The organism is Bacillus sp. BP-3 (assembly GCF_028401955.1).
Lineage (GTDB): Bacteria > Bacillota > Bacilli > Bacillales > Bacillaceae_G > Bacillus_A.
The window spans coordinates 390,694-416,710 of record NZ_JAQOTJ010000004.1 but is presented as its reverse complement, the minus strand read 5'-3'; the positions used below and the strand labels follow the sequence as shown (position 1 = coordinate 416,710).

Sequence of the window (26,017 nt, the reverse complement as noted above, 5' to 3'; positions counted from 1 at the left end):
GTTTTCCTACTTTTGCATCCTTATATAGTTGTTTTAGCTATTAAAGTGGAGTAGAAGCATGATCAATAACATTTTACAAATACGAGGAATGTTAACTCACTTGTTTTTGTTTCTTGTTTGTTGGTGCAACTAATCGGTCTTTTCCCATAAATAAGATGCATATAATGCTAAGCGATGCAGGAATAAGTGCCCATAAAAATGTGTCAGCGATAGAGTTTGCTAGCGCATCTTTAATGCCATGTAAAATTTCTGTTGGTATTTTTTCAGTAGCATTTGGAGATAATAAGAAACTTGTATCGCCGCCTTTTGGAGCCATTTTTGCTAATTCTGGCGGGAAAATAGATTTTAGTTTATCTGTAAATGCATGATTTTGAATGGTACCAAAAATTGTTATGCCAAGCGTCATACCAAGTGAACGGAAGAAAGAGTTTGTTGATGTTGCAGAGCCGCGTTCTCTCATACTTAAATTATGAATAGAAGCCATACTTAGGACAGAGAAGGAAAATCCAACGCCAAATCCAGCTAAAATCATAAAGACTGTTACCATTGTCCGTGAGGTATCTATTGTTAATGTACTTAATAAATACATACCAAGAATAAAGAAAATACCAGAGATCGTCATTATGTTACGATAGCTTGTACGCGTTGTTAACTGTCCGCCTATTTGGCTTCCGATAACAGATCCTACCATCATTGGCGTTAAAATAAGTCCAGCGTTTGCTGCAGATCCACCAAGAACACCTTGTACGAAAATTGGAATATAGACTGTACAAATAATAAACGTTGCACCATAGAAGAAAGCAACGCCTTGACTTGCTGCAAATAAACGTTTTCGGAATAAATGGAAGGAAATAATCGGTTCCGCCACTTTTCGTTCAATAAAGAAAAAGATAATAAGCATAACAGCAAATGTAGCAAATAGGCTAATAATTACACTTGAATCCCAGTCGTATTTTTTACCACCAAGTTCTAAAGCAAACATGAGAGAAACGATACCAATAATTAAAGTAATGGCACCTGCCCAATCAATTTTTTGTTTATTATATTGTAGAGATTCTTTGTAGTATTTTGTAATAAAAAATAGCGAAACAATCCCTAATGGAATATTAATATAAAATACCCAGTGCCAACTAATATAGTCGGTAATATACGCACCTAGAAGCGGTCCAAACACGCTTGATGTTCCAAAAACAGCTCCAAATAGTCCTGTCATTTTACCTCGTTTTTCTGCTGGGAAAATATCATACATAATTGTAAAGGCAATTGGCATAAGAGCGCCTCCGCCAATACCTTGAATGGCGCGGTATATACTTAATTGTTCAATACTATTGGCAGTGCCGCAAAGCATTGAACCAATTAAAAAGAGAAGCAATCCTCCTATGTAAAAACGTTTACGTCCGTACATATCTGATAGTTTTCCAAAAATAGGCATCCCAGCCATAGTAGCTACCATATAGGCAGAAGTAACCCATACAAACTTATCAAATCCGCCTAAATCACCTACAATGGTAGCCATTGCAGTAGCAACAATTGTATTATCCATTGCTGCTAATAATATTCCAAGTAACAATCCAGTTACAACGAACTTTGTATTACTTGCTTGCTTTTGAGTTATTTGTTCCTCCAAGCATAGCCCTCCTTTGTACACCAATAATAAAGTGAAACTTCTATTAGTATGTTCTCATCCCTTCTGATGGCTAGAACGGGATAAATTATATTATAGTCAAAATTGACTAAATCACAAATAATTTCATTTAGTAAAATTATTTTGCCGTCTGTATGAATCTTTTAGTCGAAGATTACATATTTTTATCAATAGGAGAGTTTTTACTTGGAGTTAGTAGAGAATAAAGAAATACAAGAAAAAGCTGTACATAATGTGCAGCTTTTTTAGAATGTTTTTTTCCTTTGTTTATCGAATACTATATAAAGTAAAGAGTATAAAGTGAAACTTTAATCAGTGGGGTCTTATTGCCCACGAATAGTGGGATGAATTTTTGGTACTGTTAATGGCAGAAGTAAGAGAGCTATACATTTAATATGAGAATGAGGTGAATTTGTATGGTGAAAGATTGTGGTGAGTTAGAAAAACAAAATAAGTTTACTTTGAGTATACAACCTACTTTATGGTCAGGGAGTACGGACAAAGATTTAGTTTATAAGCAATATATCCCTCGTATAGAAGCAACACTTACCGTGTGCGATATGAAACAACACTCTTCGTTTTCAAACACTGTTTATTATGAAATTCAAGATATAATTGCAATTCAAATTGAGATAGATAATCAGGGGGAAGAGGCTGTTTCTCGCATATTTGTCAGTCATATGATTAGAGATCAGTTATCGTATGTACCAAATACTTTAACATCCAATAATGGGGAAAATGAATTTCTGTTTCAGCTTGTTCGGTGGCGTATAGATAACTTATTACCGAAAGAAAAAGTACGTTTAGTATGGCGAGTAAAAGCTGAGCGTAACAGTTTACCATCTTCTTTGCCTCTTTGTGCCACGTATACATTTCAACATAATAACCAAGTGTATGGACCATTGCAAACAAAGGAGGCTATGCTGATAAAAGCGACATGAAGATGTTTTCTTTTTAGGTGGACGAGAACATTTCATTATGTATGGAAGCGGTTAGGATCTTCACATCTAGCTGCAAGGGTGAATAAAAGTACAGGTCATGTTTTCTTTTGTATAGTATGTGGGGAAATTAAAGTGTATTTATATATAAGTATAAATAGGTGAAGAAGGAAATTGTCCATGTATAATGGATAATTCCCTTCTTTTATGACGATCTAACATGTTTTCAGTTTTCTCTTATAGGGAGGTTCTAAAATCTATCCTATGAGTATGAAGAACAGTTTTTAGTAAAAGCGTCCCTTCATTAGTGGAGTTTGTGTTTTTTCAAAAGTTCTTTTTGTTTGAGTCCTTTTTTTCCTAAATAGTTATTTTTGTATCCGAAGTATAAGATAAATAAAAAAGAGGCAACATTGACAATTGCATCGATTTGTCCATTTGAAATGAAATGTAACCCAAATGATTCAAATAATAGCTTTAATGATAAAAGAAACCCAGTAAGAAAACGGATAATGTCGGAGAAGTTTTCTGTTTTCATGATATGTCCCTCCTTATGTTATATGTTTTATATAATATGTATATGAAAATAGAAATGAAAGAAATACAAGCTTATAGTATTTGTAGGCACATTTTTTGAAACAACTCAGCCATACATGTCATTTAGAAGTTTGGTAAGGGGGATTATTCCAGTGAAAATACGCCTCTTTATTATAGAAAGTTATTTTCATTTTTCAGCGTATAGGTTGCTGCCATGAAGATAAAAATGGACTTACATCTTGCTATCTTTCTTTGTTTTCAAACTTTGTGCGTGGCAGGAAAAAGCCCTGACCGCTCCTATACATAGCCAGTCTCTCTCGACCATTTAAAAAAATGCTTTTCTATCGTTTTTTCATAGAGTGACTGAGTAGTTACCATTTTTTATTTAATAGAAAAGCAACAGTTACATAGTGACACATAATAATTGAAGAGTAGTATTTTAGAATCAAAACTGGAGTAAATCATTTTAAGGATAGAACAAACATTAGTGCGAAAAACGGATGTTATAACATACTGAAAAGAAAATAAATATGTAATAACTGCAGGGAGATATGAAGAATCGGCATTAATGAATCGAATTACTAAAAATTTTACAAATGTGTGGCAAGTTGATATTGTGCACATCACATTTATGTTTGGTAGCGCAATATATCCATTAGAAGGAGATTCATTTGAGGAGCTGTTAGAACTAGTGTAAACGAGGTTATATTAAAATAGAGACATACAAATAAGAGGGATTAAAACATTATTATTTCGAAACATTTTTTGCAATTTTGTTACAATATATTGTGTATTTTGTAACAACCCCCTTTAAAAATATAGTTAATCATCATATAATTAATGATGGACGTATCAGTACATTTTGCACAATGATTTCTTATTAAAAGTGTAGAGTTGGAAAGACCTCTACACTTTTCCTTTTGAAGACGTTTTGAAAATAAACGGCATGTATTATATAAATTCATTTTGAGTTTTCAACATATAAGCCGCTGCCAATGGCTAGATGCTCTTGTCAATATAAAAAGAATGGGTTTTTTATGTCGTTCTTCAATTTGCATTTATATATTGCGTCGATTTATTTATGCTGTGTAAAATGAAAAAAGTAAAGATGTATAGAAAAATAGAAAGGAAATGATAGAATGGTAGACGTTACGAACCGTCGCTCTACAATGATTAAACGGTTGGGTATTGCTATTATTGCAATTTGTGTTGTAGCGGCAGGGTTTTTTATGTTTCAATCCATTACTTCTCCTGCAAAAGCAGTTGCGAATCAAGAAAATACTGTTCAGTTTGCAAGTGAACAACCTAAAGTAGAGATGAAAAAAGAAGTGCCAGAAAAGTATAACGGTCAAATGCGTAAAATAGTATACTTAACATTTGATGATGGTCCAAGTGAATATCAAAAGGAACTATTAGATATTTTAAAGAAGAATAATATAAAGGCAACATTCTTTATGATTGGTGGGAATATTCCAGCTCATAAGGATAGTGTAAAGCGTTTAGTAAAAGAGGGGCATTATCCGGGTGTTCATAGTATGACGCATAATTATAACAAACTGTATAAAGAAGGTAAGTTTGTTGAGGAAATGAAACAGGCTCAGGATATTATGAAAGAGGTAACAGGTATTCATCCGAATCTTGTTCGTTGTCCATATGGAAGTATGCCGGGTCTTACTCAAGCTTTGCGTGATCAAATGACTTCTGTTGGTATGAAAGAATGGGATTGGACAGTTGATTCTTTAGATTGGAAGTTACCAGGAAATCCTAATGGGGTCATTCAAAATGTTGTTCCTCATGTTAATAAAGAACGAGAAGTCGTTTTAATGCATGAAAAGAAGCAAACAGTGGAAGCTTTGCAAACAATCATTGATGATCTTCGTAAAAAAGGATACGACTTTGAAGTATACGATGAAGCAAATCATTTTTCATTAAATTTTTGGCATGATAATCGTATATAAAATAGGAGGAATTGAAGTTGAAATATAAAAAAGTAGCAATAGTAACAGCTATATCAATGAGTTTACTTGCAGGTTGCTTCGGACCTAAACCAGAAGAAGAGTTGTATGTAGCATTTGAGAATGCTGCAAAAAAAGAAAAAACAATTTTTGAAGATGCGAAAACATTAGAAACATTAGAAAAGCAAGGGCAAGAATTATATAACCAGGTTGTAAAAGACGGAAAAGATAACAATCAAGTGGTAAAAGAGAAGGTAGATCAAGCAGTAAAAAGCGTTACTGACCGTGAAAAAGTGTTAGATAAAGAGAAAGAAACGTTAGATAAAGCGCAAGCAGAAACAAAAGATGTTGATAAATATGTAAAGGATCTTAAAGATAAAAAGTTACAAGAACAAGCAAAGAAAGTACAAGATTCATATAAAGGCCGTTATGATGCTTTTAAAAAGATGTATGATAGTTATAAAAAATCCTTAAAACTAGAAAAAGAATTATATACGATGTTGCAATCGAAGGATGAAAAATTGAAAGCGATTAGTGAAAAAGTAAAAGCTGTAAATCAATCTTATCAAGAGATTGATGCTCCGAAAAATAAATTTAATGAATATACAAAGCAATATAATGATGAAAAACTAGCTTTCTATAAGCAAGCAAACATTAAATTAAAAGAAGATAAAAAATAAAGAAGCTTTGGCCGTTTGGGCCAAAGCTTCTTTATTTTTTTGTGTAAGTCCGACGATACCAAGGGGTTGGTTCGCTTAACTTTTTTTCTTGTTGAAATGCTTCTTTTCCAATATACTGCTGGAGCATTTTTTTGGCAGAGGTTAAGGATAGATGGGTTTTTGGGTTTCGATATGCACAATCAAGGTTGCCGAGATGTGGAAGGCTACGAAAATCGTCTTTCGTAGGAGGGATATGGAAGTAATAATTACCTGCTCGGACAAGGACGTCAGATTGTTGCTGACTAAACCGTGGATTTTTAGAAAAATGTAAACCTTCTTTCGTAGCTTGTTTTTCTACAATTAATCGTTCTAAAGCTGTTTTTTTTAACCAGTATAAATATTTCGGATCTGTAGCAGATTTTGCATGTCGGTTGACACTGAAAATTGCTTCAGCAAGTTGATGAACCGAAAATTGGTTATAGGAACGAGACTGGGGTTGTGAAGATTTCATCTTAGCACTCCTTTCCTGTCTACATTATCATAATTCAATAAAAGTTAGCAATTTTTCTATGTAGAAAGCTAATTTTTGTATTTTCAATATTAAAGCAATGTTGTGACAAAAAACAACTATTCTGTATAATAGATAAATACAAATTGAAAAATGAAAAAGAATTTATATAGTTATATCTTTTTTTAGTAAGTCAATACTTTTATTTAATTGAGAGAAAAAATGGGAAGGCTTTTTTATGAATTCATTTAGGAGCTCTTATACCACTGTGGAAGAGTATTGTAATGTAAATTAACAATATAATGATACGAAGAAAAGGATGACGAGAGTGTTGAAAAACCAATATGGAATTATTGATATCGGATCGAACACAATGAGATTAGTTATTTATGAAAAACAAAGTGGTGGCTTTTATAAAGAGATTGAAAATACAAAGGTAGCTGCTCGTTTACGGAATTATTTAGTAGATGGTGTCCTAAACGAAGAAGGAATTCAAATATTATTACATACTTTGTTACAATTTCAAGAAAGCACGCGGTTTCATCAGTTACATAAAGTATTGTGCGTAGCAACGGCAACAGTTCGGCAGGCTGAAAATCAAATGGAAATTAAACGTCTTGTTGAAAGGTATACTGATTTTAAGCTTCGAGTATTGTCAGAATATGAAGAAGCGCGGTATGGATATATAACTGTTACAAACTCTACCTCTTTCACGGAAGGGATTACTGTTGATATTGGAGGAGGAAGTACAGAAATTACGTATTTTCAAAATCGAGAAATTGTAAACTATCATAGTTTTCCGTTCGGCGCGCTGTCGTTAAAACAACAATTTTTTCGAAATGATACACCAACTTCAGAAGAACTTGAAGAATTAAGAAGCTATTTATGGTATCAGTTTCAATCTCTTTCGTGGCTTAAAAGTAAAAAATTACCGTTAATTGCAATTGGAGGTAGTGCACGGAATATGGTGAATATTCACCAGAATCTAATTTCTTATCCAATTTCTGGATTGCATTTATATAAGATGAAGCCAACTGATATTGAATATGTGCATGAACATTTATTAAGACTGTCCTTTATAGAATTGCAAAAGTTAGAGGGGCTTGCTAAAGATCGCGCAGATACTATTATTCCGGCATTAGAAGTGTTTAGGATGTTAACAACTATCGTAGAAGCCCCGTCCTTTGTATTAAGTAGAAAGGGACTACGCGAAGGTGTATTTTATGAAGAATTAGTTCGTTCACTTGGAATTACTTATTATCCAAATGTAGTGGAAGAAAGCTTACACTTACTTGCTCATGAATATGAGATGGACATGAGCATTGTGATACAGCTTATAAAAAATGCGACGATAATTTGTAAAGAGTTAGAAAAAAATGGGGTTATTTCTTTCGAGAAAGAAGATTGGACTGCGCTACATAGAGCGGCAAAAGTATTTAATATTGGAAAATATATTGATGAAGAGTCAAGCAGACAGCATACGTTTTATTTATTAGCAAATAAAACGATAGATGGCATGATGCATAAAGAACGAATTAAATTAGCATTAATTGCATCTTATAAATCGAAATTGTTGTTTAAACAATGCATCGAACCGTTCGTAGGTTGGTTTGAAAAAGACGAACAAAGAAAAATCCGATTATTAGGGTCAGTTTTGCAATTTTCAGCAGCGTTAAATGTAACGAATCGCAATCTTATCGAATCCGTCCGTATTGTAAAAAGAGAAGGTGGGCTTGATTTTTATACTTACTGTAAGCGGTCAGCTCTATCTGAAAAAGTACAAGCAGAAAAGCAGAAAAAGCAAATAGAGAAAATTTTAAAGATGAACATTGATCTGTATTTTAAAGAAGAATGTTAAGTTGTACGAACTTCTTTACAAAAAATTTACATTTATCCCAGTAAAAATTTGTTAAAATAAATATAACTAAATTATATTGAGAAAGCTTTAGAGGGAAGTGTGAGGGGAATATGGAAGCGATGAAAAATAGTCTTATAAATTTGAATGATACAGCTTATTATAACAATCGTGAATTAAGCTGGCTTGCCTTTAATGAACGAGTATTACAAGAAGCACAAGATGACAGTAATCCATTATTAGAGAGATTAAAGTTTATTAGTATCTTCAGCTCAAATTTAGATGAATTTTTCATGGTGCGTGTTGCGGGGCTAAAAGATCAGGTGAAAGCTGGATTTAATCAACCAGAAAATAAGGCGGGACTAACACCGAAAAAACAATTGGGGAAAATTTCATCTAAGGCACATGAATTAATGCAAGTGCAGTATGATACTTATCGAAATGTTTTACTTCCTGCACTACAGGAAGAAGGAATTGAGCAGTTGTCTTTTCATGATTTAACGAAAGAACAACGAGAATTTATTGAAGAATATTTTGATGAGCAAATTTTCCCCGTGTTAACACCTGTAGCAATTGATGCGTATCGACCGTTTCCTATGTTATTAAATAAAAGCTTAAATTTAGCTGCTATTTTATATGACGACAGACAAACAGTAGAAGAAAATCGGACAAAGCTTGGCATCGTCCAAGTTCCATCATTATTAGAACGTTTTATTTTTTTACCAAATGAAGATAATAAGCAAAAATTTATTTTATTAGAAGATGTGATTAGTAACTTCACTCATAAATTATTTACCGGATACACAGTATCCTCTGTTACGCGTTTTCGAATTACGCGTAATGCAGATTTAACAATTCATGAGGAAGGTGCACGTGATTTATTGAAAGTCATTGAGAAAGAATTAAAAAAGCGAAAATGGGGAGCCGCGGTTCGTTTAGAAGTAGGAACAGATAATTTAGATGAAAGAGTATTGTCTCTATTATACGAAGCGTTAGAAGTGAGAGATGAAGATGTATACATGATTGAGGGACCGCTTGATTTAACGTGCTTATTTGCGCTTTATAAGAAGTTAGCATCTACATATGAGCATCTCATCTATCCTGCATTTATTCCTCAGCCACCTCAAGATTTAGATGACGAAGAAGATATATTTGAAAAAGTGTTAGAAGAAGATGTGTTATTACATCATCCATTTGAGTCATTTCATCCTGTCATTGATTTTGTAGCAGACGCAGCTGAAGATCCGGATGTATTAGCAATCAAACAAACACTATACCGTGTAAGCGGAGATTCACCCGTTATTCAAGCTTTAAAAACAGCAGCAGAAAATGGAAAGCAAGTGACAGTACTTGTGGAATTAAAGGCCCGTTTTGATGAAGAAAATAATGTTCAGTGGGCAAAAGAATTGGAAAAAGCAGGTTGTCATGTAATTTATGGTGTTAGCCATTTGAAAACACATAGTAAAATTACGCTTGTTGTAAGGCGAAAGCATGGGAAAATTGAAAGATTTGTTCATTTAGGCACAGGGAACTATAATGATGCGACAGCGAAGTTATATACTGACTTTGGGTATATTACATCGCGCAAAGATTTCGGAATTGATGCAACAAACTTTTTTAATTATTTAAGCGGTTATACAATGAAACCACATTTTCACCGTATATCAGTTGCTCCGTTTGATATTCGTCTGCAATTTATTGAACTCATTGATGAAGAGATTCGTTATCATAAACAATATGGAAATGGCTACATTATAGCGAAAATGAATTCGTTAACAGATAAGCCGCTTATTCAAAAATTATACGAAGCATCGCAAGCAGGTGTAAAAATTGATCTCATTGTAAGAGGAATTTGTTGTTTGCGCCCTCAAATTTCAGGTGTAAGTGATAATATTCGTGTGATTAGTGTGGTAGGTCGTTATTTAGAACATAGTCGAATTTATTATTTTCACCATAATGGAGAGGAAAAAATATTTTTATCTTCAGCTGATTGGATGACGCGTAATATGGAAAAACGTGTAGAAATTTCATTTCCTATTTTAGGATTTGATATGAAAACGCGAATTAAAGATGTTTTGCAACTTATTTTAGATGATAATGTAAAAGCGCGTGAACAAAATGAACATGGAGAATATTATTATGTGGTAAGGGATCTTATAGAAAATATTGAAAGTCAAGTACAGCTCTTTCAAATGGCATATACACATACTGAAGAAGAATAAACTCTATAAATATAAATTGAAAAAAAGAAATAAAAACCCCTTTCCTTTTATGGGAGAGCATCTGGACATGCATAGCGGTGATTTACATGTCGAAAAAATGAAAATAGATGTATTTGCATGTAGTGGAATAAGATATATGTATAGAAAAAAGGCCTCGATTTGAGGCCTTTTTTCTATAGTTGGTTCAACTTACATTAGTAAAAAAATGGTGTTGGACAAGGAGGGCCGTAGCAAGGATAAAATGGAGGTGGATAGTATGGTCTAGGCCCAAATGCCAATGCCCCGCCGAGTAAACCTCCTGCAAGACCGGCTAAAAAAGGAAATCCAAGAAATGGTATGAATCGTGAATCTCCGATTGGACCAACTGGAACTGAACGGAATGGAATTGGCTGATATTGTGGATACATGTCAAAACCTCCTTCAATGAACTCATTGTTATCATATGGGAAAATAACATGGATGAGCGAGTACAAGAGAAAATGATGCAGAAAATAGGCGAAACACAGTTCTATATTATGTCGATTGTAATGTGAAGAGTGTAATTTCCGGTTTTGCTAAAAATCGAAATGGTACACGTGTTGTTCCAATGCCTCGATTTACATACAATAATAATTCATACTTTTTCTTAATAGGATAAAAACCTTCAATATAGTGTTTTGCAAATGTAGGAGTAATAATGGCGCCAAAGAAAGGGAGCTGTACTTGTCCACCGTGACTGTGGCCAGAAAGTTGTAAATTAATAGGGAAATTTGCAATATGGGGTGCAACATCGGGTTCATGTACGAGAACAATTGTATAAAGATGATCTTGCGCTTGTTTTAAGATACCATGTATGTCAGGGTTTCCGAGCATGATATCGTCAATACCAAAAATAGAAATTTCACTTCCATCTAGTAGACGAATGCGTTTTTCTGCATTTTGTAATATTTCAAATCCAGATTGCTTCATGATGTGACCGTAGTATTCTGTCCCATATCCACCGTGATCGTGATTACCGAAAATAGCAAATTTACCGAGCGGAGCATGAATTGTTTGTAAAATTGATGAGACAAATGGAGTACCTTCATATGTTTGATAATTGTCGATTAGATCCCCAGTAAAAAATACGATGTCAGGTTTTTTTTCATTTATTTTTGCAACTACTTTAGAAAGTTGTTGCAGTGAGTAATAATATCCTAAATGTAAATCGCTAAATTGAACAATTTTAATGCCGTTAAATCCATGTGGAATGAGTGGAGAGTGAAGTGTATGATTTGTAAAAGAGAGAAGTGATGGTTCTATAAACTTTGCATAATAGTAACCTGTACCAGTCGTTATACAAGTATATAATAGTGTGCGAATGCCTTTTTTAATAAAATTTCTTCTTGTTATTTGATTCATATTTATATGAGCGAGATGATAGAAAATGATAATAGTAGAAAGATGTGATTCGTTAGAATGAGTCGCTGCATATCTTCTCTCCTTTCGTTATTAAATATTGTATTTTATTAAAAGATATCAGAAAAATTTAAATTTATAAAGAATTCTGTCGTGTAAAATGATAAAATGAATATGTATTCATTTTAGGGAGGGAAAAATATGAAAGAAAAGGTAGTTGTAATTACAGGTGGTTCAAGTGGAATGGGAAAAGGAATGGCAACTCGTTTTGCAAAAGAAGGAGCGCGAGTTGTAATTACAGGACGTACATTAGAAAAGTTAGAAGAGACGAAGAAAGAAATTGAACAATTTGAAGGACAAGTATTACCTGTACAAATGGATGTGCGCAATATTGAGGACATAAAAGGAATGATTGAAAAAATCGATAAAGAATTTGGACGCATCGATGTACTTGTAAATAATGCTGCGGGAAATTTTCTTTCTCCTGCTGAAGATTTATCGCCAAATGGTTGGAATGCTGTTATTAACATCGTGTTAAACGGTACATTTTATTGCAGTCAAGCTATTGGTAAATACTGGATTGAAAAAGAGATAAAAGGAACAATTATTAATATGGTTGCAACTTATGCATGGGATGCAGGTCCTGGTGTTATTCATTCCGCAGCAGCAAAAGCGGGTGTATTAGCGATGACGAGAACACTTGCTGTTGAGTGGGGACGTAAATATGGAATTCGTGTGAATGCAATTGCTCCAGGGCCAATTGAACGTACTGGGGGAGCTGATAAGCTTTGGATATCTGAAGAAGCAGCGAAGCGCACATTACACAGCGTGCCACTTGGCAGGCTTGGTACACCGGAAGAAATTGCTGGTCTTGCTTTTTATTTATGCTCTGAAGAAGCAGCGTACATAAATGGAGCTTGTATTACAATGGATGGTGGTCAACATTTGCATCAATATCCGTTTTAAAAGAGAGGGAATTTGTGACAGATTTGTGACATTTAGAAAGAGGACCTTTACAGAAAATTGTTTATAAGGTATATTTAAGACCTCTTTTTTCTTCATAGTAGAATTGCTAATTCCCCTTAGCATTTTACCCCTCTAATCCCTTCAGGAGAACTGAAGGGATTTTTTTATTATTTTTTCCACATAACGTGTTATAATCTTGAAAAGTAAAGGGGGGAGCACTATGGTAGATGCATTAGATGTGATGAGTAATTTGGATAAAGTCCTTCCTTATTATCAAGCTATTTTTAGTGCCGATGAACATACTGTAATTGGATATGAAGTAGTAGGACGTATACAAACAGAAGAAGGGATTCACAGTCTTGCTGCATTTTTTCACGATGATTCGATTCCATACGAGTTTCAACTTGAAGTTGATAATGTTATTTTAGGAAAAGCATTGGATCGGTATTTGGAAACAGATCAATCATTTTTATTATTTGTGCATCGTAATGCGCATATATTGATGAGTGATGAAAGTGAAAGTTTACTGCATTTATTATTAACGTATGAGAAGAAAGGGCTTTGTTTAAATCATATTGTGTTAGAAATAACAGAACATGATTTTAAAGAAGAAATTGAACAGTTTAACCATTTGCTTATGTATTACCGTACATATGGGATTCAAGTTGCGATTAATAAAGTAGGAACAGGCACAAGTAATCTCGAACGAATTAGTATGTTAACTCCTGATATTCTAAAAGTAGATTTAACAAACTTACGTCAAACGGCGTTGTTACAATCGTACCAGGATATTTTGTATTCATTATCACTCTTAGCGAGACGCATTGGAGCAACATTATTGTATGAAGATATTGATGCATTCTATCAGTTGCAATATGCGTGGAAAAATGGAGGGAGATACTACCAAGGGAATTATTTGAAAGAATCTTTGTCTAATTTTATTGATAAAGACATTTTGAAAGAGCGCCTTGGCAATGAGTGCCATCAATTTATTCAGCGTGAAAAACGAAAATTGCAGAAGGTTTATGAACTGACAGAAACGCTGCGAGAATATGTTGGGAATGTATTAGCAAAACAGAGAAAAATAGAAGATTTTAATAAATGGCTAATGAATTTTAGTCAACAAGTGACACATTGTAGCTTTCGTATTTTTATTTGTAATGAAGACGGATTTCAAAAATCAGGAAATGTTATGAAAAAAGATGGAGAATGGGTGTTAATGCCAGAGTATTATATGAAAAATTGGAGCTGGCGCCCGTACTTTTTAGAAAATATTATGAAGCTACGCGTTGAGCAAAAGGGGAGATTGTCTGATTTATACGGAGATCTTGAAACAGGTGAATTGGTTCGGACGTTTTCGTTTCCTATTGATGATGAACATTATTTATTTATTGACTTGTCTTATGAATTTTTATATGAAGAAGATGTTTTATTATGATGCACGAAATATTTCGTGCATTTTTTTGTTTGTTTTTATCATAAATTGGTAATAGTGACAACTATGATAAGAATGGTGTCTATCGTTGTAAACATTTTACGAACGAAAGCTACTCTTTCATTGCATAATCATTGCTACAATGAATAGTAGAAGGATAAGCTCTTTTTACAAGGAGGGTACGAAAATGAGGAAATACGGGATTTGGATTGTGCTATTTCTATTCGTTGCATTTGTAATTGGACAAAGTGTGACAACGGTTCTTGGAAAGGAAGAAACAAAAATTGATCAAAATGAAATATTTGAAACGATTCAAAAGGGATATGAGGCACAGTTTTCTATTCGTGATAAGAGACTACCAGTGGGAAAAATGTATGATATATTATCTCCTTATTTCACGGATAACTTTCTTCAAGTTTTTACGGACGAAAATAATCAGGATGTGAAACGGAGTGCTCAATATTTATTACCTACTAAAGAAGCACCATTTACTTTTTCATCAAAAACAAAAATTGTATACAATCAAGAGTATAATTTGTTATATGTGTATGAACGGAATATGAACACGGATGAGTATCAAATTATTACACTGCAAAAAAATGGTGATAAATGGAAAATGGCGGGGTATCATGAAAATAAACAGCTCTTATCTGAAATTAAAAAATACGAAAAAGAGTAAAATGACAGGAGTTGCACTTTATGCTACCATTTTAGTGTCCTTCAAGTATTGAGGTGAAGAATTTATCATTTGTGAATAGCGAAAAAAGTGACATATATACTGTCACTTTTTTTATTGTTCTAATTCTAAAAGCTGTTGTAATTTTTCAATTTGAAACCCAGCTACAACTTCCCCGTCTACAACAACAGTTGGGGTAGAATAGGACTCATAATCATAGAGAAGACGATTGCGAGCGGTAGCGTCCTTTTTGACATCGTATTCTGTAAAAATAACATGATTATGCTTTAAAAATTCTTTTATAATTTGACATGGTGGGCAATCAGGTTGTGTGTATATATCTACTTTCTTCATGGACTTCCTCCTCTTTAACTCATTTTCATTATATTCTCGTATATAAAAAACTTCAATAAAGTAAAATCTTCATTAACATGGAGATTTTTTTATCCCGCTATTCACGGGCAGTAAGACTCACACCTTAAGATTCGGCGAAAGCATTGTCCAGCTCTAGCGGCTAGAATCTCTGGTCGTTTCGCGCCCCCCTCGGACGAGGAAAAAAGCGCCTCTCTGTCGGGTGCGTGGGCGTCCTGCGATTCTGAACGAGCCGCTACCGCTTTTCTTAAGAAGAAAGGTGGAAGATAACTGCCCGTAAAAGCCCGACTGGTGAGGGCTAACCATCGGTGGGAGATGAAGAAAACCCCCGCCGATGGAAGTTTCACTTTATTGAATATGAATGTAATACCCCTTATATATCTTTATTTATAATATTGATATATAAATTCGTTTTGATATTTCAACATAAAGAGTGCTGCTATGTAGAAAAAGGAGCCTGTACTCGCTTTCTCTCTTTGTTTTTACTTCGCATGTGGCAGAAAAAAGGACCTAACTGCTTCTATGCATAGCTAAATCTCCATCTAAAAAGAATGTTTTTATGTCGTTTTTGGCTATTGATATATATAATTTTTCTGTAAAATGTGCAAGAAAAGCAGTAGAAGTGTGTATTTCGGCTTTTTGTATGTTTTTTCGACAAATTTTAGTTGAGTTTCTTGCTCATAAGCATTATCCTAAGGTGTGTGACATTTTTTCAGTTATGACGGATAGAATGAGTATTGCTGTAAAACCTATTCGTAGGAACATTAGAGAAAGGGGAGATTTCATGTCTCTGCTCCAAGGAATTTTAACTCGTCTTGTTAGTCTAAAAGAACAAGCTGAAAGCGGCGAAGTAGCACAACGCTATTTTGAAGTGAACGGTGAACGCAAATGTAGCGTAAAATATTTTGATAAAAGCGATATGTATGAGCTAGAAGTGTATCAACAAGGAGAAAAACCACAAGTATATCAATTCGATAATATTGATATGGTTGCAATCGAAATTTACGACATTCTTTCTTGATACATAAAAAGAAGGTGCCTCAAAATGAAGGCACCTTCTTTTTTTTATGATGAATAAGATTCTCTCTCTGGCCCTAAACTGATAACACATTTTATAAAGTGTAGTTTTCATAAATCGAGCTCTTATGATCAGGTAGCTTTGAGGTAGAATCCTGCTCATAAGCAGTGATATGAAGAGGTGAGAAAAGTGGAAAAAATGCCTATTGTTGTGTGTCCAAAATGTCATAAACAGTCAGAGATTATACATGTGTTAACAGCGCAATCTAATCAAAATGTTATTTTCAAATGTCCATTTTGTACATATTTAATACGGAATATCGAAACGAGCAAAGGATAAGTAAGTCATATTTTGTTGCTTTGTCCCATACAATGATAATGCAAAAGTCTGTCTATGAGAAGGGACGTGACTGTATGGACGGAGAATATCAATTTTATAATTTATCAGAGCGACACATGAGTTTCGAAACGGTATTCTCAAGAATTTGTCATTTTATTCAAAGCGCACCGCACAATATGTATCGATTGTCAATTGGAACAGATTCACAAGTACATCAAAAAGATACACGTTTTATTACAGCTATTCATCTGCATCGCGTTGGAAAAGGAGCTTGGGGGTGTTTATACCACCAAACGATAAAGCGAAAGCCCCCAAGTTTACGGGAAAAAATTTATTTAGAAACACAATTTAGTCAAGAGATTGCTTGTTTATTTACACCTGAGCGAATACAACAACTTTGGGATATTCTTTATCCATACTGCGAAGAAGGTGCTGAATTTGTTATGGAGATTCATCTAGATATTGGAAAATATGGTTTGACGAGAGAGTTTATTTCGGATATGACAAATAAGATTACAGCAATGGGATTAACACCTAAAATTAAACCTGATGCATATGCGGCGTCTAGCTATGCGAATCGGTACACGAAATGACTTTTGTAGTGAATTTTCAATCTATTAAATAAAGGGAATATTTTATATAATAAATAATAAGGACGGTTAAATAAGGGGAGGAAAAAATGAGTAGAGAAATTGATTTAACAAAAGAGGAGCAAAGCTTATTGTTAGATGTGTTGTTTCGACAAAATTATGCGAGTGAAATACTTTCCGTTGAACTTTCTGATATCGAAAACGGGCGAAAGAAAGCAGATGTATCTCATTACAAACAAATTACAAGCTTATTTGCTCGTCTGAAAAACGAAGGATATTAAGGCTACCAGAATGGTGGTCTTTTCTTTTGTTTCTATGGTAAAATGAACTGTGATTATTTATTTTAAATAAGAAAATAAGGACAGATAATAATATGTAAACGCTGTCATAAACTGAAAATAGAAATGAGAAAGTAGAGCATTACTTGAACGAATTGTTTTTTTACGATTGGTTTACAATTGCTACTTGTTAGAATGAGTCAAAATGGGGGATATCAATATGATTAGCATTCCAAAAGAAGAGTTTCAGCAAGTTTTTGTAAAGGACTTAATGATTTCATCGGAAAAAGTAGCACATGTTCAAATTGGAAATAGTCTGGAGCACGCTTTGCTTGTTTTAGTAAAATCCGGCTATTCAGCAATTCCGGTATTAGATCCGATGTATAAATTGCATGGATTAGTAAGTACAGCGATGGTTTTGGATGGTATTTTAGGGCTAGAGCGAATTGAATTTGAAAAATTAGAGGATATGAAAGTAGAAAGTGTGATGAAGGAAGATATTCCACGCCTTAAGTTACAGGATTCATTTTCAAAAGCATTGGAGATGACGATTGATCATCCATTTGTATGTGTTGAAAACGAGGAAGGATGTTTTGAAGGGATTTTGACACGTCGTGCCATTTTAAAATTATTAAATAAAACAGTGAGACGATTTAATCGATAATGTTGGAAAAGGCGACTTCAACTGAAAAAAGAAGTCGCTTTTATCGTTCAGTTGTAACGAAAGAAGGGGAAAACATTGCAAATTGATGATTTTCAGATGATGGTTATCTTAGCACAAGAATTAAATATGAGGAAGGCTTCTGAGCGCTTATTTGTATCACAACCAGCGCTTAGTCAAAGGCTCCAATCGATGGAAAAACAATGGGGGATGAAATTTTTTATTCGCTCTCAAAAAGGATTAACGATTACACCAGAAGGTGAGAAAGTAGCGAATTATGCGAAAGATATGTTGGAAAGGGAGGAAGCAATTAAGAGTGAACTAGCAACTTTTCAAACGGAAACATATGGAACTTTAAAGATTGCTGTTGCCTCTGTTATTGGGCAATATTGGTTGCCACCGGTTTTAAAGATGTTTGTACAAAAGTATCCATTCGTAAAAATTTCTCTCTTTACAGGCTGGAGTAGTGAAGTGCAAAATCACTTTTACGAAGGCGATGTTCATGTAGCAATTTTGCGAGGAACACAGGAATATAAAGGGTATAAACAACAATTATTTGAAGATGAGTTGTATTTAGTTGATACAGAAATTAAGGATATTTCTATGTTAAAAGACACCAATAGGCCGTTTATTCAATTTAAAAGTGATTCAACATATTATGGACAAATCCAAAATTGGTGGTATGGTTTATTTTCTAATCCCCCTAAACGTACGATTGTTGTTGATCAGATTGAAACGTGTAAGCAACTTGTTTTAAATGGTATTGGTTATGCACTGTTGCCATCTACTGTTTTAAGAGAAGTAAGGGAAAAGACATATAAAACTCCGGTACAATTGACGAGAGAAACGTGGTTATTAACAAGTGAATCGGCTAGACAATTAAAACAAGTGCAGGCGTTTTTAGATATTATTGAAGAAATTCAAGCTGGAAAATAAGATTATTTTCTTGCGAGGAGTCCTCTCGTTTGGTAGAGTAACAGTATAAATGGATTTAGGAGGCAACAAGCATGAAAATGATGGATGCAAATGAGATTATCTCGTTTATTCAAAAAAGTGAGAAGAAAACTCCTGTAAAGGTATACATAAAAGGGGATTTAAAAGAAATTATATTCCCTGAAACAGTACAAGCATTTGTAAATAAAAAATCAGGCGTATTATTTGGGGAATGGTCTGAAATTAAGACGATCCTTGAAGAAAATAAAAAACATGTTGTAGATTACGTTGTAGAAAATGATCGTCGTAACTCTGCAATTCCAATGCTTGACTTAAAAGGCATTAAGGCACGTATTGAACCAGGTGCTATTATTCGTGATCAGGTTGAAATTGGTGATAATGCAGTTATTATGATGAACGCAACAATTAACATTGGTGCTGTAATTGGTGAAGGTTCAATGATTGACATGAATGCAGTTCTTGGCGGACGTGCAACAGTAGGTAAGAACTGTCACGTTGGTGCTGGAGCAGTGCTTGCAGGCGTTATCGAGCCGCCTTCTGCAAAACCAGTTATTGTTGAAGATGATGTTGTAATTGGTGCAAACGTAGTAGTTCTAGAAGGTGTTACAGTAGGTAAAGGTGCAGTTGTTGCAGCGGGTGCAGTTGTAACAGAAGACGTACCACCATATACAGTTGTTGCAGGAACACCAGCACGTGTTATTAAAGAAATTGACGAAAAGACTAAAGCGAAAACAGAAATTAAACAAGAGCTTCGTCAACTGAATCCAGAAGAATAAAATAAGAAAGCGTAAGGGCTTGTAGGCTCTTACGCTTTTTATCAATGGTGGTGAAACGATGATAATAAATAAATTTATTCAAATGCGTAGAGACTTACATCAAATCCCAGAGCTTGGTTTTCAAGAATGGAAAACACAACAATATATTATAAATTATATAGATACCCTTCCAAGTGAATATATGGAAGTAAAGACATGGAAAACAGGTGTCATTGTAAAAGTGCATGGCCGTAATCCCGAAAAAACAATTGGTTACCGTGCTGATATTGACGGACTTCCAATTACGGAAGAGACAGGGTATGAATTTGCCTCATTACATGAAGGGATGATGCACGCATGCGGTCATGATATGCATACAACAATAGGCCTTGGGTTATTAACAGGTTTTGTTACAGAGCGAATTGATGATGACCTCGTTTTTATTTTTCAACCAGCTGAGGAAGGACCGGGTGGTGCTCTTCCGCTATTACAAAGTGAGGAGTTACAAGCATGGAAACCAGATATGATCCTTGGACTTCATATTGCACCAGAATATCCAGTAGGGTCTATTGCGACAAAAGAGGGATTGCTTTTTGCAAATACATCCGAGCTATACATTGATTTGAAAGGGAAAGGTGGACATGCAGCATATCCGCATACAGCAAATGATATGATAGTTGCTGCAAGTCATCTTGTCACACAACTGCAATCTGTAATTAGTCGCAATGTCAATCCGCTAGATAGTGCAGTCATTACAATTGGGAAAATTACTGGTGGAACAGTACAAAATATTATTGCGGAAAAGGCTCGTTTAGAAGGAACAATTCGTACATTATCTGTTGAATCTATGAAACGAGTAAAGGAACGGATTGAAGCAATTGTTGCTGGAATCGAAATGTCTTTTGGGTGTACAGCGCATATTGATTACGGAGCGATGTATCATCAAGTATATAACGATGAAACGTTAACGAAGGAATTCATGTCGTTTACGGACGAACATACAGATATGAATGTGATCAATTGCACAGAAGCGATGACAGGAGAAGATTTTGGATATATGTTACGTGAGATTCCAGGTTTTATGTTTTGGCTTGGTGTCGAATCTGAATATGGCCTACATCATGCGAAATTACAGCCAGATGAATCAGTGATTGAAAAAGCGATTCTATTTTTAACAACATACGTAAAATGGAAAGGGAACAGAGCATAATGCTTGTCCCTTTTTTGTATAAGAAAATTTGTATAGTATTTCTATATATTCATTTTAATCTTGCATGTGTTAGAAAAAGAAACTGACCGGTTCTATGTATGGCCAGATGCTCTAACTCACTTAAGAAGAAAGAGGGTTTTTATATCCTTTTTTAACTTGTATATATAGTGCATTTTTTTTGAAATTCTAGCACAATGCTTTATAATGGTAGATGGGAGAAAGAGTTGATAGTTAGTTGTTTTGTATTAATTATTAAATGATATTGACTAAAAACCATTTTTTCCCATATAATATAAGAGTAGACAATATATGACTAAAAATTAACGGAGGTTGGTACATATGGCAGAACGTATGGTAGCAAAACAAGCTCCACGCTTTGAGATGGATGCTGTTATGCCAAACAAAGAATTTGGTAAGGTAAGCCTTGAAGAGGTTATGAAACAAGACAAATGGACAGTGCTTTTCTTCTATCCAATGGATTTCACTTTCGTATGTCCAACAGAAATCATCGCACTTTCTGATCGTTATGATGAGTTCGAAGATTTAGATGCAGAAGTAATTGGTGTATCAACTGACACAATCCATACTCATTTAGCGTGGATTAACACTGACCGTACGAAAAACGGTTTAGGCGAGTTAAAATATCCATTAGCTGCTGATACAAATCATGCGGTATCTCGTGATTATGGTGTATTACTTGAAGAAGAAGGAATTGCGCTTCGTGGTCTATTCATTATTAGCCCAGAAGGCGAATTAATGTATCAAGTTGTCCATCATAACAACATTGGACGGGAAGTTGACGAAGTACTCCGTGTTCTTCAAGCGCTTCAAACTGGCGGACTTTGTCCAGCAAATTGGAAACCAGGTCAAGAGACTTTAAACGTTTAATTTTTGAATGAGTGAACAAGGTCTAGCAAATTGTTGTTAGACCTTTCTCTACATATATAAGGGGGAAATGTTATGAAATTACGTGAACCAATGCCTTCCTTAGAAGGAGCAACGACTGTATTAAATGGAGAAGTAGTTAGAGAAGCGCTAATTGGCGATAAACCAACATTAATTCATTTTTGGTCTGTTAGCTGTCATTTATGTAAAGAAGCAATGCCGAGTATTAATGAATTCCGTGATAACTATAAAGATAAATTAAATGTAATTGCTGTACATATGCCGCGTTCAGAAGAAGATTTAGATCTTGAAAAAGTGAAAGCAGTGGCAGATGAGCATGGTATTGTACAACCTATTTTGGTGGACAATAAGCATGCGATTACAGACTCCTTTGAGAATCAATATGTACCAGCATATTATGTGTTTGATAAAAATGGTGTATTGCGCCATTTCCAAGCGGGCGGTAGCGGTATGCAAATGTTAACAAAACGAGTAAATCGCGTACTTGATGAAGCTGAAAAAGAAGCTGAATAAATAAAAAACCTCCCTTGTAACAGGGAGGTTTTTATTTACATTTTATATGAAAATTGTGTAAAATCAATATGGTACATAGAGAAAAAAGGTAGGGGATAGTGTGCAGATTGGAAGTACTATACTATGTTTCTTTTTATATACATATGTAATTGTAGCAGCGATTTATTTTGGTGTTAGTTTTTATACATATTGTTTAGCAAAAAAAGAAAATTATACGAACACATATGAGTGGGTGAAAGAGTATTTATCACCTGTTGCCGAGATTATGAATGCATTTGCTCTATTCTTATTTGTTGGATTAATCGCTTTTTCGACGAGTTTAGTTGGAAATAAAATGACTTTATTTATCCTTGGCGCCATTCTTTTTATGCTATTAGGAATTCGAATTGGTAATATGGTATTTTGGAATAAGGCACTGGTGGAAGGTTATACTGGCATTTGTATTCCGGGATTGTTAGCTGCAATTGTTACTAATATAGAACATGAGTATTATCAGCTTCATTTTTGGTTAATTATTATTCTAACAATTGTCTCGCTCTTATACATAAGTGCGACTTTTTTAACGTATTGTGCACATAAACGAGAAGACAGGAATGCGGTATTACTCTTTCGAAAATGGGCTTTATTTTGGAGCGTTCCAACGATGGTTGTTATAGGAGCAATTGCAATTGCTGTGAACGGATATGAGCTAGTAAGCTGGCAAAAGATGATGGAAATGTGGTGGGTATTTATTGTTTCTTTTGCTGGTTTTTTAGGAGCAACTCATTATTTATTTCATCAGCATCACTATCAATTGGCGATATTATTTGCTTTTATAAATTTACTATTTGCTTTTTTTGGACAAGAAACATTAATGTTTGTATTTCAAACGTTTAGCTCGTTTGGAAATATATTCATCTTTGGTATGTTAGTATGTATGCTAGCTTTTTATTTACAACAATTTTTATATATTCAAAAACAAAAATAAGAGTGAAGATGCAATTATTGCAGTGTTTGTCTGTTATACGCGTAGTGAAACTGCTGTTTTAGGAATGTGAGGAATTTTGAAAGTCCCAATGGGGGAATGATTTTATTTCTATTATTTGGAATTATATAGTAATGATGGAAGTTTCACTATATAAAATATGCTACAATGATAGTTGGTTCTGATGTATAGGGTACAAAGCCTTCGCATCAAGTTTTTGAAGAGTTAAAGAAGATGGGTGGAATATAAGGGAATTTCACTGATAAAAGTTTTACTTGATACGATTTGATATAACTGGAGGAATTTGTGTGAGCACGAGAGAAAAAGAATTTGCTATTATTGGTCTTGGGCGATTTGGTGGTAGTATTTGTCGAGAATTAGCGCAATTAGGAATGGAAGTTATGGCGATTGATATGGATGAAGATCGTGTAAATGAGTTTGCAAATATTGCATCTCATGCTGTAATCGCGGATTCTACAGATGAGATGGTATTAAAAAGTCTTGGTATTCGAAACTTTGAGCATGTAGTTATTGCAATTGGAGATAATATTCAGTCAAGTATATTAACAACGCTTATTTTGAAAGAGCTAGGTGTGAAAAATATTACTGTAAAAGCACAAAATGATTATCATGAAAAAGTTCTTCGTAAAATTGGAGCAGATCAAATTGTTCACCCTGAGCGTGATATGGGAAAAAGAATCGCCAATAATATTGCCTCAAGTAGCGTTTTGGACTATTTAGAGCTTTCAGATGAGCATAGTATTGTTGAGATTATTGCGAACGAAAAAATTAATGGTCATTCATTGATTGATTTAGATATTCGTGCAAAGTTTGGATTAAACATTGTAGCAATTAAGCGTGGGAAGGAAGTTCTTGTTTCACCGCGTGCCACAGAAAACATTCAAATGGGAGACATTTTAATCGTTATTGGTCACGATAATGACGTAGACCGTTTCGAAATGTTTTTAACGAAATGACAAAAAGGACAATGCCGACATAGCGGCATTGTCCTTTTTAGTTAAATTTCCATAATGATTGGTAAAATCATTGGTCGACGTTTCGTTTTTTCATATAAGAATGGAGCCAATGTATCTGTAATTTCATTTTTGATTTCAGACCACTGTGTCGTTTTGCGCTCCATTACTTTTTCTAAATGAGTTGTAATTAATGTTTGTGCATCGTTAATTAAATCGCTACTTTCGCGCATATAAACGAATCCGCGAGAAATGATATCTGGTCCAGCCGCTACTTTGAAATCCTTCATATCGATGCTAACAACAACGATAACAAGTCCCTCTTCAGAAAGAATACGACGATCGCGAAGTACGATGTTACCGATATCGCCGATGCCATTTCCATCGATATAAACAGAACCAGACGGAATTTTTCCTGCGATTGCTGCTTCATCTTCACGAAGTGCAAGTACATCACCGTTGTCAATTATGAAGCAATTTTCTTCAGGGATACCACAATCATTTGCTAATTTTGCATGCATACGTTGCATACGGTACTCACCGTGAATTGGCATAAAATATTTTGGTTTAATGAGACGTAACATTAGCTTCTGTTCTTCTTGTCCACCGTGTCCACTTGTATGAATATCAGTCAATGGTCCGTGAATGACTTCAGCGCCTGCACGATATAACATGTTAATAGTACGGCTTACGCTTACCGTATTTCCAGGGATTGGAGAAGAAGAGAATACAACAGTATCACCTGGGATGATTTGGATTTGGCGGTGTGTACCGTTAGCAATGCGAGATAATGCAGCCATCGGTTCCCCTTGACTCCCTGTACATAAAATCACAACCTGATTTGCTGGTATGCGATTTAGTTGTGCGGGTTCAATAATTGTCTCTTTCGGACAACGAATATAGCCAAGATTTTGTCCGATTTCCATTGCTGCTTCCATACTTCGACCAAAAACAGCAATTTTTCGATTGTTTGCTACTGCAGCTTCTACAACTTGCTGCAGCCTGTGAATATTAGAAGCAAATGTTGCGAATATAATGCGGCCTTCTACTTTACGGAAAATATCCTGAATGCTGTCACCAACGCGGCGCTCAGACATTGTAAAGTGAGGGACTTCGCTATTCGTGCTATCAGATAGCAAGCAAAGGACACCTTCTTTTCCGATTTCAGCCATCTTTGTTAAGTTTGCTGGCTCACCGACTGGTGTGAAATCAAATTTGAAATCCCCTGTATGCACAACCTGTCCTTGTGGTGTCTTTACGACGATACCATATGAATCAGGAATACTATGTGTTGTGCGGAAGAAGGAAACGGATGTTTTTTTGAACTTAATTACATCGTCTTCTTTAATTTCATGCAATTGTGCTTTTCGGAGTAATCCATGCTCTTCTAACTTATTTTTAATCAGTCCAAGCGCTAGTTTCCCTCCATAAATTGGAATGTTTACTTGGCGCAATAAATAAGGAATCCCACCGATATGATCTTCGTGACCATGTGTAATAAAGAGTCCTTTAATTTTTTCTTCATTACGTACGAGATACGTGTAGTCAGGGATGACATAATCAATCCCAAGAAGTTCGTCTTCTGGAAATTTGATTCCAGCATCAATAATAATAATTTCATCTTGAAATTGAACAGCATATGTATTTTTGCCGATTTCACCGAGTCCGCCAAGTGCGAAAACAGCAGTTTGGTCATTTTTTAAGAATTTCATA

Annotated in this window: 27 protein-coding genes; 20 read left to right on the top strand and 7 right to left on the bottom strand. The window is 34.6% G+C overall.

Annotated elements, in window-relative coordinates:
• Window positions 1-91: 91 nt before the first annotated feature.
• Complete coding sequence (locus PLX19_RS09750; RefSeq protein ID WP_272188311.1) at window positions 92-1,627, bottom strand: MDR family MFS transporter; 1,536 nt, start codon at window positions 1,625-1,627, stop codon at window positions 92-94.
• Between the two features lie 434 nt (window positions 1,628-2,061).
• On the opposite strand from PLX19_RS09750, the gene PLX19_RS09745 reads away from it, so the two are divergent.
• On the top strand, window positions 2,062-2,586 hold the full coding sequence (locus PLX19_RS09745; RefSeq protein WP_272188310.1) for a hypothetical protein: 525 nt from the start codon (window positions 2,062-2,064) through the stop codon (window positions 2,584-2,586).
• A gap of 301 nt (window positions 2,587-2,887) precedes the next feature.
• Here PLX19_RS09745 and PLX19_RS09740 read toward each other — a convergent pair whose 3' ends face one another.
• Window positions 2,888-3,118 (bottom strand): phage holin, encoded by a 231-nt coding sequence (locus tag PLX19_RS09740; RefSeq protein ID WP_442869036.1) that lies wholly within the window; start codon window positions 3,116-3,118, stop codon window positions 2,888-2,890.
• Between the two features lie 567 nt (window positions 3,119-3,685).
• Here PLX19_RS09740 and PLX19_RS09735 point away from each other — a divergent pair.
• The 3 genes from PLX19_RS09735 (at window position 3,686) to PLX19_RS09725 (ending at window position 5,752) form a co-directional block, all read left to right on the top strand.
• A complete protein-coding gene (locus tag PLX19_RS09735) occupies window positions 3,686-3,814 on the top strand; it encodes a hypothetical protein (protein ID WP_272188309.1) in 129 nt (42 codons plus the stop codon).
• Between the two features lie 472 nt (window positions 3,815-4,286).
• The gene (locus tag PLX19_RS09730) at window positions 4,287-5,075 is read left to right on the top strand and encodes a peptidoglycan-N-acetylglucosamine deacetylase (RefSeq protein WP_272188356.1); all 789 of its coding nucleotides are present in this window, start codon (window positions 4,287-4,289) and stop codon (window positions 5,073-5,075) included.
• A 56-nt stretch (window positions 5,076-5,131) separates the two neighbouring features.
• Window positions 5,132-5,752 (top strand): YkyA family protein, encoded by a 621-nt coding sequence (locus tag PLX19_RS09725; protein ID WP_272188355.1) that lies wholly within the window; start codon window positions 5,132-5,134, stop codon window positions 5,750-5,752.
• A gap of 31 nt (window positions 5,753-5,783) precedes the next feature.
• Here PLX19_RS09725 and PLX19_RS09720 read toward each other — a convergent pair whose 3' ends face one another.
• Window positions 5,784-6,242: a YkyB family protein gene (locus tag PLX19_RS09720; RefSeq protein WP_272188308.1), complete on the bottom strand. Its 459-nt coding sequence runs from the start codon at window positions 6,240-6,242 to the stop codon at window positions 5,784-5,786.
• 316 nt (window positions 6,243-6,558) lie between these two features.
• Here PLX19_RS09720 and PLX19_RS09715 point away from each other — a divergent pair, with 316 nt between their 5' ends.
• Both PLX19_RS09715 and PLX19_RS09710 read left to right on the top strand, forming a co-directional pair.
• Window positions 6,559-8,097 (top strand): Ppx/GppA family phosphatase, encoded by a 1,539-nt coding sequence (locus tag PLX19_RS09715; RefSeq protein ID WP_272188307.1) that lies wholly within the window; start codon window positions 6,559-6,561, stop codon window positions 8,095-8,097.
• A 110-nt stretch (window positions 8,098-8,207) separates the two neighbouring features.
• Window positions 8,208-10,316 carry an RNA degradosome polyphosphate kinase gene (locus PLX19_RS09710; RefSeq protein ID WP_272188306.1) on the top strand — a complete coding sequence of 703 codons (2,109 nt, stop codon included), beginning with the start codon at window positions 8,208-8,210 and terminating at the stop codon, window positions 10,314-10,316.
• Between the two features lie 194 nt (window positions 10,317-10,510).
• Here the strand turns inward: PLX19_RS09710 and PLX19_RS09705 are convergent, their stop codons facing one another.
• Window positions 10,511-10,723 (bottom strand): hypothetical protein, encoded by a 213-nt coding sequence (locus tag PLX19_RS09705; RefSeq protein WP_272188305.1) that lies wholly within the window; start codon window positions 10,721-10,723, stop codon window positions 10,511-10,513.
• 106 nt (window positions 10,724-10,829) lie between these two features.
• A complete protein-coding gene (locus PLX19_RS09700; protein WP_272188304.1) occupies window positions 10,830-11,696 on the bottom strand; it encodes a metallophosphoesterase in 867 nt (288 codons plus the stop codon).
• A 198-nt stretch (window positions 11,697-11,894) separates the two neighbouring features.
• On the opposite strand from PLX19_RS09700, the gene fadH reads away from it, so the two are divergent.
• The 3 genes from fadH to PLX19_RS09685 all read left to right on the top strand — a co-directional run bounded on the left by fadH (window position 11,895) and on the right by PLX19_RS09685 (window position 14,773).
• Window positions 11,895-12,659: a 2,4-dienoyl-CoA reductase gene (gene fadH, locus PLX19_RS09695; RefSeq protein WP_272188303.1), complete on the top strand. Its 765-nt coding sequence runs from the start codon at window positions 11,895-11,897 to the stop codon at window positions 12,657-12,659.
• Between the two features lie 220 nt (window positions 12,660-12,879).
• Window positions 12,880-14,097 (top strand): EAL domain-containing protein, encoded by a 1,218-nt coding sequence (locus PLX19_RS09690; protein ID WP_272188302.1) that lies wholly within the window; start codon window positions 12,880-12,882, stop codon window positions 14,095-14,097.
• Between the two features lie 184 nt (window positions 14,098-14,281).
• Window positions 14,282-14,773 (top strand): DUF3993 domain-containing protein, encoded by a 492-nt coding sequence (locus tag PLX19_RS09685; RefSeq protein WP_272188301.1) that lies wholly within the window; start codon window positions 14,282-14,284, stop codon window positions 14,771-14,773.
• Window positions 14,774-14,884: 111 nt separating this feature from the next.
• Here the strand turns inward: PLX19_RS09685 and PLX19_RS09680 are convergent, their stop codons facing one another.
• Window positions 14,885-15,124 carry a glutaredoxin domain-containing protein gene (locus PLX19_RS09680; RefSeq protein ID WP_272188300.1) on the bottom strand — a complete coding sequence of 80 codons (240 nt, stop codon included), beginning with the start codon at window positions 15,122-15,124 and terminating at the stop codon, window positions 14,885-14,887.
• Window positions 15,125-15,926: 802 nt separating this feature from the next.
• Here PLX19_RS09680 and PLX19_RS09675 point away from each other — a divergent pair.
• From PLX19_RS09675 to PLX19_RS09625, 11 genes are all read left to right on the top strand, one after another.
• Window positions 15,927-16,163: a YkuJ family protein gene (locus PLX19_RS09675; protein ID WP_020059327.1), complete on the top strand. Its 237-nt coding sequence runs from the start codon at window positions 15,927-15,929 to the stop codon at window positions 16,161-16,163.
• A gap of 410 nt (window positions 16,164-16,573) precedes the next feature.
• Window positions 16,574-17,092 carry a ribonuclease H-like YkuK family protein gene (locus PLX19_RS09670; protein WP_272188354.1) on the top strand — a complete coding sequence of 173 codons (519 nt, stop codon included), beginning with the start codon at window positions 16,574-16,576 and terminating at the stop codon, window positions 17,090-17,092.
• Window positions 17,093-17,178: 86 nt separating this feature from the next.
• Complete coding sequence (abbA, locus tag PLX19_RS09665; RefSeq protein WP_272188299.1) at window positions 17,179-17,370, top strand: antirepressor AbbA; 192 nt, start codon at window positions 17,179-17,181, stop codon at window positions 17,368-17,370.
• A gap of 217 nt (window positions 17,371-17,587) precedes the next feature.
• Window positions 17,588-18,031, top strand: a complete 444-nt coding sequence (gene cbpB / locus PLX19_RS09660) for a cyclic-di-AMP-binding protein CbpB (RefSeq protein WP_272188298.1) — start codon at window positions 17,588-17,590, stop codon at window positions 18,029-18,031.
• A 96-nt stretch (window positions 18,032-18,127) separates the two neighbouring features.
• A complete protein-coding gene (locus PLX19_RS09655; protein WP_090994990.1) occupies window positions 18,128-18,964 on the top strand; it encodes a LysR family transcriptional regulator in 837 nt (278 codons plus the stop codon).
• A gap of 71 nt (window positions 18,965-19,035) precedes the next feature.
• Window positions 19,036-19,758: a 2,3,4,5-tetrahydropyridine-2,6-dicarboxylate N-acetyltransferase gene (gene dapD, locus PLX19_RS09650; RefSeq protein WP_272188297.1), complete on the top strand. Its 723-nt coding sequence runs from the start codon at window positions 19,036-19,038 to the stop codon at window positions 19,756-19,758.
• A gap of 58 nt (window positions 19,759-19,816) precedes the next feature.
• Complete coding sequence (locus tag PLX19_RS09645) at window positions 19,817-20,947, top strand: N-acetyldiaminopimelate deacetylase (protein ID WP_272188296.1); 1,131 nt, start codon at window positions 19,817-19,819, stop codon at window positions 20,945-20,947.
• A gap of 339 nt (window positions 20,948-21,286) precedes the next feature.
• Complete coding sequence (locus PLX19_RS09640; protein WP_272188295.1) at window positions 21,287-21,835, top strand: peroxiredoxin; 549 nt, start codon at window positions 21,287-21,289, stop codon at window positions 21,833-21,835.
• Between the two features lie 72 nt (window positions 21,836-21,907).
• Entirely contained in the window at window positions 21,908-22,366 is a 459-nt protein-coding gene (locus PLX19_RS09635) for a TlpA disulfide reductase family protein (protein ID WP_272188294.1), read from the top strand.
• A 100-nt stretch (window positions 22,367-22,466) separates the two neighbouring features.
• Window positions 22,467-23,333 (top strand): cytochrome C oxidase assembly protein, encoded by an 867-nt coding sequence (locus PLX19_RS09630; RefSeq protein ID WP_272188293.1) that lies wholly within the window; start codon window positions 22,467-22,469, stop codon window positions 23,331-23,333.
• 305 nt (window positions 23,334-23,638) lie between these two features.
• Window positions 23,639-24,307: a potassium channel family protein gene (locus tag PLX19_RS09625; RefSeq protein ID WP_272188292.1), complete on the top strand. Its 669-nt coding sequence runs from the start codon at window positions 23,639-23,641 to the stop codon at window positions 24,305-24,307.
• A gap of 41 nt (window positions 24,308-24,348) precedes the next feature.
• Here the strand turns inward: PLX19_RS09625 and rnjA are convergent, their stop codons facing one another.
• Window positions 24,349-26,016: a ribonuclease J1 gene (rnjA, locus tag PLX19_RS09620; RefSeq protein ID WP_272188291.1), complete on the bottom strand. Its 1,668-nt coding sequence runs from the start codon at window positions 26,014-26,016 to the stop codon at window positions 24,349-24,351.
• Window position 26,017 lies beyond the last annotated feature (1 nt).